This is a genomic window from Bradyrhizobium sp. UBA2491, assembly GCF_002341725.1.
Taxonomy (GTDB): domain Bacteria; phylum Pseudomonadota; class Alphaproteobacteria; order Rhizobiales; family Xanthobacteraceae; genus Bradyrhizobium.
Genome location: NZ_DDOP01000035.1, coordinates 1 through 12,445, shown reverse-complemented (window position 1 = coordinate 12,445; position 12,445 = coordinate 1). Strand labels below are relative to the sequence as shown.

At 63.6% G+C, this 12,445-nt stretch carries 10 protein-coding genes; 6 read left to right on the top strand and 4 right to left on the bottom strand.

Annotation, left to right across the window (positions count from 1 at the left end):
* Positions 1–3: 3 nt before the first annotated feature.
* Positions 4–1,014, bottom strand: a complete 1,011-nt coding sequence (locus B2W55_RS09940; protein WP_024581338.1) for a carbon-nitrogen hydrolase family protein — start codon at positions 1,012–1,014, stop codon at positions 4–6.
* Between the two features lie 206 nt (positions 1,015–1,220).
* Here B2W55_RS09940 and B2W55_RS09935 point away from each other — a divergent pair, with 206 nt between their 5' ends.
* From B2W55_RS09935 to B2W55_RS09920, 4 genes are all read left to right on the top strand, one after another.
* Positions 1,221–2,177, top strand: coding sequence for a helix-turn-helix domain-containing protein (locus B2W55_RS09935; RefSeq protein ID WP_024581337.1), 957 nt, complete (start codon positions 1,221–1,223; stop codon positions 2,175–2,177).
* A gap of 216 nt (positions 2,178–2,393) precedes the next feature.
* On the top strand, positions 2,394–2,747 hold the full coding sequence (locus B2W55_RS09930) for a PilZ domain-containing protein (RefSeq protein ID WP_024581336.1): 354 nt from the start codon (positions 2,394–2,396) through the stop codon (positions 2,745–2,747).
* Between the two features lie 161 nt (positions 2,748–2,908).
* A complete protein-coding gene (locus tag B2W55_RS09925; protein WP_024581335.1) occupies positions 2,909–4,330 on the top strand; it encodes an MFS transporter in 1,422 nt (473 codons plus the stop codon).
* 106 nt (positions 4,331–4,436) lie between these two features.
* Positions 4,437–4,874, top strand: a complete 438-nt coding sequence (locus tag B2W55_RS09920) for a hypothetical protein (RefSeq protein WP_024581334.1) — start codon at positions 4,437–4,439, stop codon at positions 4,872–4,874.
* 317 nt (positions 4,875–5,191) lie between these two features.
* Here the strand turns inward: B2W55_RS09920 and clpA are convergent, their stop codons facing one another.
* Both clpA and clpS read right to left on the bottom strand, forming a co-directional pair.
* Positions 5,192–7,600, bottom strand: a complete 2,409-nt coding sequence (clpA, locus tag B2W55_RS09915) for an ATP-dependent Clp protease ATP-binding subunit ClpA (RefSeq protein ID WP_024581333.1) — start codon at positions 7,598–7,600, stop codon at positions 5,192–5,194.
* A gap of 258 nt (positions 7,601–7,858) precedes the next feature.
* Positions 7,859–8,191 carry an ATP-dependent Clp protease adapter ClpS gene (clpS, locus tag B2W55_RS09910; RefSeq protein WP_024581332.1) on the bottom strand — a complete coding sequence of 111 codons (333 nt, stop codon included), beginning with the start codon at positions 8,189–8,191 and terminating at the stop codon, positions 7,859–7,861.
* A 498-nt stretch (positions 8,192–8,689) separates the two neighbouring features.
* Between clpS and B2W55_RS09905 the strand changes: the two genes are divergently transcribed.
* On the top strand, positions 8,690–10,573 hold the full coding sequence (locus B2W55_RS09905; RefSeq protein ID WP_024581331.1) for a TadE/TadG family type IV pilus assembly protein: 1,884 nt from the start codon (positions 8,690–8,692) through the stop codon (positions 10,571–10,573).
* Between the two features lie 74 nt (positions 10,574–10,647).
* Here the strand turns inward: B2W55_RS09905 and B2W55_RS09900 are convergent, their stop codons facing one another.
* Positions 10,648–10,983, bottom strand: coding sequence for a phasin family protein (locus B2W55_RS09900; RefSeq protein WP_021078275.1), 336 nt, complete (start codon positions 10,981–10,983; stop codon positions 10,648–10,650).
* Between the two features lie 426 nt (positions 10,984–11,409).
* On the opposite strand from B2W55_RS09900, the gene B2W55_RS09895 reads away from it, so the two are divergent.
* On the top strand, positions 11,410–12,445 hold a 1,036-nt coding region (locus B2W55_RS09895; protein ID WP_291532221.1), incomplete at its 3' end, for a D-alanyl-D-alanine carboxypeptidase family protein.

Genomic DNA, 12,445 nt, shown 5'->3' with positions numbered 1-12,445 from the left:
GGTTCAGCTCGCAGCCGCGTCGATCTCCTCGAGACTGTCGAGCGGCAGCGCGAAATGCTCGACGCGCTTGGAGGGCTTCTTGTTCAACAGCAGGCGGGTGACATCGGGCCGCGAATAATGCCCGGCCGGATCGGCGGCATTCTTGGCGATCCCGATCGCACCGAGATCGATGTCGGCGAGCAGCAGGCCTTCCTGATCGGGCGGCAACTTCTCGGCGATCGAGCTGCCGTCGGGCCCATAGATCGCGGCGTGCCCGCCGCCGACATGCAGCAGCGCGTGCTTGTCGTCGCGATCGCACATCTCGTCGACCATCGCCTGTGAGACCGTGGCGCAGGGCGCCAGCACGAAGCACGAGCCCTCCACCGCATAGACGCGCGAGGCCGCGTTGTTGACCTCCCAGCCGAGCGCCGGCGCAAACGGATCGTACAGCGAGAAGCTCGGCCAGGCCGCGACGTGCACCTGCTCGTTCTGGGCATACATCGCGTATTTCGACAGCGGTTGCAGATGCTCCCAGCAGCACAGCGCGCCGAGCCGGCCGATGCCGGGACGGTCGTGCACCGCAAGGTCGCTGCCGTCACCCTCGCCATAGACGGTGCGCTCGGCATGGGTCGGCCGCAGCTTGCGCCGCTTGGCAATGGTCTCGCCGTCAGGTCCGATCAGCCATTGCGCGAGATAGAGGCTGCCGCCGTCGCGCTCGGAGAGGCCGAGCACCGCGGTCATGCCGGCCTTCTTGACCGCAAGACGCAGCTTCTCGGCTTGCGGACTATCGTAGGACAGGGAGTTATCGAAATAGCGCTGCACGAAACCGCGGCCGATCGCCCAGGCCGGCGAGTCCAGCCAGATGTACCAGGGATAGCCGGGGATGAAGGCTTCGGGGAACGCGATCAGCTTCGCCCCCTTGGCGGCGGCTTCCTCGATCAACGCAATGCTCTTGGCGATCGAGCCGTCGAGATCGAGCCAGGCCGGCGCCGCCTGCACCACCGCAACACGATATTTCGGATGTTCGATGCCCATGATGTCCTCCTCGCAGCCGACGCTGCCGGCCGGTTCGTGCTTGATCGGCCGCAGCCGCTTCTGACATCATGCTGCCCCGGGACCGGGAACGCCGTTCGACCAGGACGGAAGGAAAATTCGACTACGGAGGAGATTTCCCGGCCCCGCCCGGTACGAAGCTTGCTTTGTTTGCGTGGCCAGCGTTGCACTCGTGAAGGGAGGAAACCATGCCGGCCCTGTTCACCACCGAAGGCGCGCCCACCCACCGGCGCCTCGCGCTCTGGCAGGACATCGTTTGCGATGTCTTCGTGCAGCTCGACTGCAAGTCCGACCTCGGCACCGCCTTCCACGGCGCCATCACCAGCGCGCAACTGGGCGCGGTGAAATGCTCGGTGGTGTCGTCGAGCCAGCAGCGCGTGCTGCGAACGCCGTCGCGGATCGCGCGCGCCAGCGAGGATTTCGTGCTGTTCGCGCTCGGCCGCAGCGGCACGGGCGGCGTCGTGCAGGACGGCCGCGAGACCGTGATCGGGCCGGGCGAGTTCGCGTTCTACGACACCACGCGGCCCTATGAGCTGCGCTTCAACGACGACTTCACCCAGATCATCTTCCAGGTGCCGCGCGCGATGCTGCACCGGCGCTTCGCCGGCACCCAGGGCCTCACCGCGACCACCTTCGCAGCGGACCGTCCGGTGCAGCGGCTCGCCTGGCAGTTCATCACGGGGCTTTCCGAGATCGCCGACCGGCTCGATCCGGACAACGCGATCCGGCTCGCCGATCAGGCCGCCGACCTGCTCGCGATGGCGATCAGCGAGCGGCTCGGCGGCGCAGCGCTGCCCGCATCGACGCATCGCTCCGCCCTGCTCTACCGGCTGAAGGCCCATGTGCTCGCGCATCTGCCGAATCCCGATCTCGGCCTTAACGAGACCGCCGCAGCGCTCGGCATCTCGCCGCGCTACGTCAACAGCCTGCTCGCCGACGAGGCCACCTCGTTCCAGCGCTTCGTGCTGGCGGAGCGGCTGGAGCGCTGCAAGCGCGACCTCGCCGCGCCGGCGCATGCGCATCGCCATATCGGCGAGATCGCGTTCGCCTGGGGCTTTAACGATCTCTCGCATTTCGGCCGCGTGTTCCGCGAGCATTACGGGCTGTCGCCGCGGGATTGGCGGCAGAGCCGGCTGCCGAATTAAAGCGCTTTCGCACGAGACGGATACCGGTTCACGTTAAGGAAACGCGTCAACAAGAGGAGCTGGTGCCTGGGGCTCCTTTGCGGCGCAAAATAGCCGTGAATCCCGACCTTCACAGATGCAAACAATTTACACTAACTGCAACGGGTTCCTCGCGCGCCCTTCTTTTCGCTGACACGGGCCGGTACAGTCCTGCCGTTCATTTGAGGAGGATTTCCCATGCAGGACCGGCGCCAGAGCGTTCGTGACAAGGTGTTCTACGGTGCGGTTGCGGAGATCAATGAGCGCGGCTCGACCCGGGATTGCGTCGTCCGCAACATCAGCGAAGGTGGCGCCTGCGTGGAGTTCGGCGATGCCGCCCGGCTGCCCGAAGAAATGAACCTCAGCATTGCCCGCAAGGGCCGCTCGTTCCTGGCGCGCCTGATCTGGCGGCAGGCCAACAAGGTCGGCCTCGCCTTCCGGATCATGACCTCGGACACGCCGGTGAGCGATCTCGACGAGCGGGTCCGCCGCAGCGAGATCAAGAAGCGGCAATTGCAGCAACGCATCAAGGAATTGCTGGGCCAAAGCTGAACCAAGGCTGAACCAGGACTGAGTCGCCACGTTCCGCACCTCCCAGATCCACTCCTGCCCCACCGTTCGCAGCCGGCCCGGCATTTTTCGGGGGTTGCAAAGGTCTGGCCAATCCAGCATGCGGTACCTACCGCTGCTGGAACCGAGAGCCATTGCACTAGATGTCGTCCGCACCAATCGAGCATGCCGACGGCCTGCCGCTACCCCAACGCAACTGGGCCATTCTGACGATCGCGCTCGGCCTTGTGATGGCCGTGGTCGATGGCTCGATCGCCAACGTCGCGCTGCCGACCATTGCCCGGGATCTTGACGCCAGCCCCGCCTTCTCGATCTGGATCGTCAACGGCTATCAGCTGGCGATCACGATCTCGCTGCTGCCGCTGGCCTCGCTTGGCGAGATCATCGGCTATCGCCGGGTCTATCTGGCTGGGCTGCTGCTGTTCACGCTGGCGTCGCTGTTCTGCGCGCTGTCGCACACGCTGCCGCTGTTGACGATCGCCCGCATCCTGCAAGGATTTGGCGCCGCCGGAATCCTCAGCGTCAACACCGCGCTGGTGCGCTTCATCTATCCGCATTCGCAGCTCGGCCGCGGCATCGGCGTCAACGCGCTGGTGGTCGCGATCTCGGCCGCGGTCGGCCCGACCATCGCCTCGTTCATCCTGGCGGTCGGAACCTGGCCGTATCTGTTCGCCATCAACGTCCCGCTCGGCGTCGTCACGCTGGCGCTGGGCTGGCGCTTCCTGCCACACACCCGGCCCGCGGTGCACGCTTTCGACTGGCTGAGCGCCGCCCTGAGCGCGATTGCGTTCGGCTTCGGCATCAGCGCGATCGACAGCGCCGGCCATGGCGAGGCGCTGTATCTGTGCGCGCTGGAATTCGCCATCGCCGTGGTCGCCTCGCATTTGCTGTACCGGCGGCAGTTGAACCTGCCCTCGCCGCTGCTGCCGGTCGACCTGCTGCGAATCCCGATCTTCGCGCTGTCGATCGGCACCTCGATCGCCTCGTTCTGCGGCCAGATGCTCGCCTTCGTCGCGATGCCGTTCTACCTCGAAAGCCATTTCGGCTATTCGGCGGTGCAGATCGGCCTCCTGATCACGCCCTGGCCGATCGCGGTCGCCTTCGCCGCCCCGCTCGCCGGCTGGCTGGTCGAGCGCTATCCGGCCGGCCTGCTCGGCGGCATCGGCCTTTTGATCTTCGCGGCCGGATTGGGCACGCTGGCGTTCATGCCGGCCAATGCGACCCCGATCGACGTGATCTGGCGCATGGCGCTCGCCGGTGCCGGTTTTGGCCTGTTCCAGACCCCCAACAACCGCACCATGATCGCCGCTGCGCCGCGCGAGCGCTCCGGCGGCGCCAGCGGCATGCTGGGCACCGCCCGCCTGCTCGGCCAGACCATCGGCGCCGCTTTGGTGGCGCTGCTGCTGGCGCGCTTCCCGGCTGACGGCACAAGGCTCTCGCTGATGGTCGGCGTCGGCTTCGCGCTGGTCGGCGCCATGCTGAGCATGTTGCGGCTGTCCTCCACCGGCAGCCGCGGCGCCGAGCGGGTGCGCATCCAGGAGGGACAGCGGTTGAAGGGCGAGTGAGGCGATCCGTCGAGCAACAATCCGCCATGCGATTGCGCGACACACTCTGGGAGCAGCCGTCCCACCTCAGGTTCGAGCTTGGTGGCAACCCACAAGGTACGCGGCGATGCAGAACTTCAATCGAAGCGAATATACTCAGCTGAAGAAGTTCCTCTCGTTCTATGTTGAACGATACATGCCGATGCAGACTCTGCCGCCGGAGCAGCAGCCTCCGGCTGTCTTGGAGGCCATGGAAAAGAGAAGCCCTCGAATGGCTTTCCAGGGACTACGTCAAGCGATCAATGATTGCGTAGAACGTTCCTCGTTTTTTGATCCAGTTAAAGTTGCAAAATTGGATGCCGAGCTGATCAGCCGCGGGATCATCACGCTCTCAGAATTGCGCAAACGATACTCGCGAGGTTACGCCAATATCCTCAAGCGAGGGCGGATCAAGAACGATACCGAGTTCAATTTGCTTCAGAACGTCATCAACGATCCGACCGAAAAATCCCCTGACGAACTTGAACTGCTTGCAAAGTTGCTATCCGACTATGAGGGAGCTTAAGCAGGGGCTCAGCTAAAAGCCTGATGAGATTAGGTTGAGCTGGAACGGCGTCGGAAGGTCACCTCTCCCTTGGGAGAGGTCGATTTGCGCAGCAAATCGGGTGAGGGATTACGGTCTATCGAGAGAGCAAGAGCCCTCACCCGGATTGCTTCGCAATCCGACCTCTCCCCGGCGGGGAGAGGTGAAGCAAGGCGGCGCCGAGCCGATTCAATCAAGAACTCGCCTCCGGTTTAGCCGCCGCTATGCTCCGACGGTACGATGGCAAACAAAAAGGCCGGCTGTTGAGCCGGCCTTTTCGATTCACATTCGCTTTCGCTTCAGGCCTTGACCATCGGCCCCTTGGAGACCGGCCCCTTGGTGCCGCCTCCGCCGCCATTGTTCGGGCCACCCTTCGGCGGCTTGCGCTTGCGCGGCGGCAGGTTCTCGGGCTTCGGCGTGACCGGGCCCTCGACATACTCGAAGCCGATCTTGTCCTTGGCGGTCGCCTCGTCCTTGACCAGGATGACGCGGACGTGTCCGCCACCCTTGAGCTGGCCGAACAGCACCTCATCCGCGAGCGGCTTCTTGATGTGCTCCTGGATGATGCGCGCCATCGGACGCGCGCCCATCTGCTCGTCATAGCCGTGCTCGATCAGCCAGGCCTTGGCGGGCTCCGACAGTTCGATCGTGACGTCGCGGTCGGCGAGCTGCGCCTCGAGTTGCAGCACGAACTTCTCGACCACCATGCCGATGACGTCGGCATTGAGGTGCGCGAACGAGACGATCGCATCCAGCCGGTTGCGGAACTCCGGCGCGAACTGCCGGTTGATCGCCTCGTGGTCGTCGCCTTCCCGCTTCGAGCGCGTGAAGCCGAAGGCCTGCCGCGCGAGATCGGCCGCGCCCGCATTCGTGGTCATGATCAGGATCACGTTGCGGAAGTTGACCTGCTTGCCATTGTGGTCGGTGAGCCGGCCGTGATCCATGATCTGCAACAGCACGTTGTACAGATCCGGATGCGCCTTCTCGATCTCGTCGAGCAGCACCACGCAATGCGGATGCTGGTCCACGCCATCGGTGAGCAGGCCGCCCTGGTCGAAGCCGACATAGCCGGGAGGCGCGCCGATCAGGCGCGACACGGTGTGCCGCTCCATGTATTCGGACATGTCGAAGCGCAGCAGCTCGACGCCGAGCGTCGCCGCCAATTGCTTCGCCACCTCGGTCTTGCCGACGCCGGTTGGACCCGAGAACAGATAGCAGCCGATCGGCTTCTCCGGCTCGCGCAGGCCGGCACGCGCCAGCTTGATCGATGCCGACAGCGACTCGATCGCCTTGTCCTGACCGAACACCGTGCGCTTCAGGGTCTGCTCGAGATGCTTGAGCACCTCGGCATCGTCCTTCGACACGCTCTTCGGCGGGATCCGCGCCATGGTCGCGATCGTGGTCTCGATCTCCTTGATGCCGATCGTCTTCTTGCGCTTGTTCTCGGCAACCAGCATCTGCGCCGCGCCGGACTCGTCGATCACGTCGATCGCCTTGTCGGGCAGCTTGCGGTCGTGGATGTAGCGCGACGACAGCTGCACCGCCGCCTCGATCGCCTCATTGGTGTACTTCAGCCGATGGTAATCCTCGAAGTAAGGCTTCAAGCCCTTGAGGATCGCGATGGCGTCTTCCACCGTCGGCTCGTTGACGTCGATCTTCTGGAAGCGCCGCACCAGCGCGCGGTCCTTCTCGAAGTGCTGACGATATTCCTTGTAGGTGGTCGAGCCCATGCAGCGGATCGTTCCCGAAGCCAGCGCCGGCTTCAGCAGATTGGATGCATCCATCGCGCCGCCCGACGTTGCACCGGCGCCGATCACGGTGTGGATCTCGTCGATGAACAGGATCGCGTTCGGATGCGCCTCCAGTTCCTTGAGGACCTGCTTCAGCCGCTCCTCGAAGTCACCGCGATAGCGCGTGCCGGCGAGCAGCGTGCCCATGTCGAGCGAGAACACGGTCGCAGCCGCGAGCACCTCGGGCACATCGCTGTCGACGATGCGCTTGGCGAGGCCTTCGGCGATCGCGGTCTTGCCGACGCCGGCTTCACCGACGAACAGCGGATTGTTCTTCTGGCGGCGGCACAAGACCTGGATCGCACGGTTGATCTCGGCATTGCGGCCGATCACCGGATCGATCTTGCCGTCGCGCGCCTTCTTGTTGAGGTTGACGCAATAGGTCTCGAGCGCCTCGCCCTTCTTCTTGGCGTCCTCGTTGCCCTTGGTCTCGGTTTCCTCGTCGACGCCGCGCACCGGCCGCGCCTCGGAGACGCCGGGCCGCTTGGCGATGCCGTGGCTGATGTAGTTCACCGCGTCGTAGCGCGTCATGTCCTGCTCTTGCAGGAAATACGCGGCGTGGCTCTCGCGCTCCGCGAAGATCGCGATCAGCACGTTGGCGCCGGTCACTTCCTCGCGTCCCGACGACTGGACGTGAATCACCGCGCGCTGGATCACGCGCTGGAACCCGGCGGTCGGCTTCGCGTCGTCGGCGCCGTCGGTCACCAGGTTTTCGAATTCGGTCTCGAGATAGTTGACGAGGCTGGTCCTGAGCTTGTCGAGATCGACGCTGCAGGCCCGCATCACCGCCGCCGCATCCGAGTCGTCGATCAGCGACAGCAGCAGATGTTCCAGCGTCGCGTATTGATGGTGACGCTCGTTCGCGATCGCCAATGCACGGTGCAGCGATTGTTCAAGGCTTTGAGAAAAAGTTGGCATTCGCGTCCTCTATGGCCCCCGGCCATCATGATCGCCATTACCGGGTCAGGCAATAACAACCTTCGTGATCGCCTCTGATATAGTTACGACGGATCGTGGCGAAAGACCGGCCCCGATGCGATGGTTTTCCTCTAAATTGCAGGCATCGGCACGCCGCATCCGGCCACACCCCGTGAGCATACGGGACGTGCGTTTCCGTCATAAAACGCGATGCAAGACCCGTTCCGCTTGCCGCGGCGGATCAATCGTTCCAGCGAACTATTTCTTTTCCATCACACATTGCAGTGGATGCTGATGCTTGCGCGCGAAGTCCATGACCTGCGTCACCTTGGTCTCGGCGATCTCATAGGTGAACACGCCGCACTCGCCGATCCCGTGATGGTGAACGTGCAGCATGATCTGGGTCGCCGCTTCCGCGTCCTTCTGGAAGAATCGTTCCAGCACGTGGACGACGAACTCCATCGGCGTGTAGTCGTCGTTCAGGATCAGGACGCGATACAGGTTCGGGCGCTTGGCCTTCGGCTTGACCTTGGTGATGACCGAAGTCGATGGACCGTTGCCCGCGCCGTTGCGGTTGTCGTCATTGTTCATGTTCGGCGCCGGCGCGGCGGACACCGCCGGCGTGGACGAAACCGGTTCGGAAATCAGGACTGTCGACGTGGATCGCAACATTGGCTCAGGCGTTCGAATTCCCCGGGGGAACCGGATGACGATTGGAAGGTGGCTGCGATCACCGCAAGGTCGATCGCGGAGCCCCCAGCAATGCTTTCCAGATTGCCGCTCCCGGTTCGATCCGGCGGCCGGATCGACCACCCGAATATGGGCCTCGGGAGGCCCTGCCGCAAGCGCAGAACCGCCGCGGCCCACCGGTCCGATTCCCGGCGCGACAACCTCGGCAAGGTTAACCATTTCTGGCTGATTTGACAAAGGAGTCGGACATCCGGTTTAGCGGGCATTGAGGATAGCGGGTGCTTTTGCCCTGCTTTTAATCCTCCGCCGGGCCAGCGGCGGGGTTTACGGGCCCCGATTCACTTTCTGTTTAGCCGCGCTCGTCGAGATGGCCGCGCAATCCATTTCGATGAGAGCGTCATGCTTGGTTCAGCCATTTTCGATCGCGTTCGCGCGGCTGCCCGCCGGTTTTCCAGGGCGACTGACGGCAATGTCGCAGTGATCTTCACCCTCGCGCTGCTACCGATCTTCGCCTTCGTGGGCGCCGCGGTCGACTACACCCGCGCCAACAACGCCCGTACCTCGATGCAGTCGGCGCTGGATTCCACCGCGCTGATGCTGTCCAAGGACCTGACCATGGGCGTCATCAAGCCCGCGGATATCCCGAGCAAGGCCCAGAACTACTTCAACGGCCTCTACACCAACAAGGACGGCCAGGGCGCGACCGTCCAGGCCACCTACACGACCGCCACCGCGAATTCCGCGGCGACCATCCTGCTGAGCGGCTCCGGCTACATCAATACCTATTTCGTGCAGGTCGCCGGCCTTCCCTCGACGATGAATTTCGGCACCACGACGACCACCACCTGGGGCAACGTCAAGATGCGCGTCGCGCTCGCGCTCGATAATACGGGCTCGATGCGGGACAATGGCAAGATTACCGCGTTGCGAAACGCGGTGGCCGGCACCGGCGGCCTGATCGACCAGCTGAGCGCACTCAGCAAGAACAACGGCGACGTCTATATCTCGGTCATCCCGTTCGCGAAGGTCGTCAACCTCGGCTCCAGCAACTATGGCCAGAACTATCTCGACTGGACCGACTGGCTCAATCCGCCGACCACACAGCCCAACAACGGCAGCACCCAAGCGAGCCTGCCGATGAACTGGCATGCAGTCGGACCCGGCGCGCGATGCCCGTGGACCAACGGCAGCGGCGGCTTCACCTGCACGAAGAGCCCGACCAGTTCGTCCAGCACGACCTACATCCCCTCGAGCGGGACGTATTCGGGCTACATTTGCCCGAGCGTCGATTACAATTCGCACACGCTTTACAATGGCTGCTGGGTCAGCACGCAAGTCGGCACCGGCGTGTTCTGCTCCGGCTCGAACTCGTGTGCATGCCCGACGGATTCCACGGGCAATGCGGTGTCCGGCTGCATCTGCAAAACTTCCGGTGGCGTCTACCAGTGTACCGGCAAGCTCTATACGCACGACTGGACCCAGCCGGGGCCCAACGACAACATCAACAACAAGAACCAGCCCCGGGTCAGCGCCGTGGTCGGATGGACCAACAACCAATGGACGTCGACCAACAAGACGCCGACGGTGGTGAACAACTGGCAGCAGCCATCCACCAACCCGATCAGCAATTGGACGGGCTGCGTCACCGACCGCACCCAGCCGAATGATGCGACCGGCGTGCTGCCGACGTCGTCGGACGTCACCACGCTGTTCCCGGCCAACGAATACTACGAGAACAGCACCGCCTATTGTAACAGCAGTGTCTCGACGCCGCTCGGGCCCGTCATCCCGCTGAGCTACGACTGGAGTTCGCTGAAGAACGCGGTCAACGCGATGCAGCCGACCGGCGGCACCGACCAATCGGTCGGGCTCGCCTGGGCATGGCAGTCGTTGCTGGTCGGCGGCCCGCTCAACACGCCGGCGGAGGACTCCAACACGACCTACAACCGGGTCATCATCCTGCTGTCCGACGGTCTGAACACCGAGGACCGCTGGCCCGACTATGGCGACGGCAGCTCGCAGGCCTCGGGCAATCCGATCGATGCCAGGCAGACGCTGCAATGCCAGAACCTCCAGGCCGCGAAGGATTCCAAGGGCCTGCCGATGTACACGATCTACACCATCCAGGTGAACACGAGCTCGCCCGCCGATCCGACCTCGACCGTCCTGAAGAACTGCGCCAGCAGCCCGGACAAGTTCTACATGCTGACCAGTTCGACCCAGATCCTGACGACCTTCAACACGATCGGCACCGCGCTGAGCAAGCTGCGACTGGCGAAGTAATCCGCGCACGCCCGGCACAACAAAAAAGCCCGGCCGCAGCGGCCGGGCTTTTCGCTTGTCTCGATCGGCTGGGCTTACTGAGCCGGCGCGAACTTGGAGACCAGGCCTTCATAGGGCTTGAAGGTCTGCTTGGCGCAGTCGCTGTACAGGCCGGCGATCTTCTGCGATTCCGCGACGAAGGTCTCGTAGGACGAGCGCAGGTATTCGGTCTGCGCCTCGAGCGCCTTGTCCAGCGACTTCACGCCCGACAGCTTCTCGACGAACGACTTGGTGTCCTCGAAGGACTTCTTGGCGTAGTCGCCATAGGCGGTGGCGATGGCCTGGACGCCGCTCTGCAGATTGTTCGCGGACGCGGTGACCGACTCGAAATGCTCTTTGCCGTAGTTCTGAATGTCTTCGATCTTGACCATGGATGGAATTCCTTTTCCCAGACTCTAAAGGCGTAAAATTCCCATTGCCGGGAAGCTCCCGGCCCCCTGACGTCGATCGGAATATCGCATCGCACAATTATGTCAACAAATATTGTGCGACGCACAATGACAATCGCCCGAATCTTGGGCATTTGCGATAAACCCCGGGGGACCGCGCAACGGTTGCTTAATCTTTTGGAAACTCGGGCCGCCTAACCTGATTCCTGGACTTTGTTCGCCTTCCGACAAGCAGCCTAGAAACCTGTTTGTGAACAACATCTTAGCTAGAAGAGCGACCTGAGCCGCCATGAGGGCCGATGGACCTGCCCGAAGTGGTTCGTTGCGCAGGCAAGGATCGACGGCCGCCGGGCACAATTTCGCCCCACGAGCCGGTGATCAAGAACAGAACTTGGGACGGGGAAGTAGATGCTTCGAACAACCTTTGCCTCCTCGCGGGCGCTGCGAGTTGGCGTTCTTGGGCTCGTGACCGTCACGACGGCGATCCTGATCACGAGTGACAGCGCCGAGGCGCGCCGTCACCGCCGCCACGCTGCGCGTCACCATCACAGCGAGTCCGCGCGCGAAAGCTACAGCCCGCAATTCGCCTCGATCATCGTCGACGGCAACACCGGTTCGGTGCTCACGTCCAACAGTCCCGACGGTCTGCGGCACCCCGCTTCGCTCACCAAGATCATGACGCTCTATCTGCTGTTCGAGCGCCTCGAGTCCGGCAAGATGAAGCTCGACACCGAGATGCCGGTTTCCGAGCATGCGTCCGAACAGGACCCGACCAAGCTCGGCCTGCGCCCCGGCCAGACCATCAAGGTCGAAGACGCCATCAAGGGCTTAGTCACCCGCTCCGCCAATGACGCCGCGGTCGTGATCGCCGAAGCGATCGGCGGCAGCGAAGATGATTTCGCGCGGATGATGACCCGCAAGGCCCGCGCGCTCGGCATGAGCCGGACCACCTATCGCAACGCCTCGGGCCTGCCCAACGACGAACAGATCACCACGGCGCGCGATCAATCGACGCTTGGCCGCGCCATCCAGGATCGCTTCCCGCGCTACTACCGCTACTTCTCCACCACCGCCTTCAATTTCCGCGGCCGCACCATCACCGGCCACAATCACCTGCTCGGCAGTGTCGACGGCGTCGACGGCATCAAGACCGGTTACACCCGCGCCTCCGGCTTCAACCTCGTGACCTCGATCCACCGTGGCAACCGCTTCCTGGTCGGCGTGGTGCTCGGCGGCCGCAGCGGCGGTTCGCGCGATGCCATCATGCGCAACCTGCTGGCCGAGAACATCGGCAAGGGCGGCACCACGCGCACTGTTGCTGCGATCACCGAGCGCAACCCGGCCGATGCCAATGTCGAAGTCGCCGACGCGGACAATGGACGCGGCGCGGACGTCTCGCCGGTCGCAGCGTCGGAGCCCGCGGCGGCGACTTCGACATTGGCAT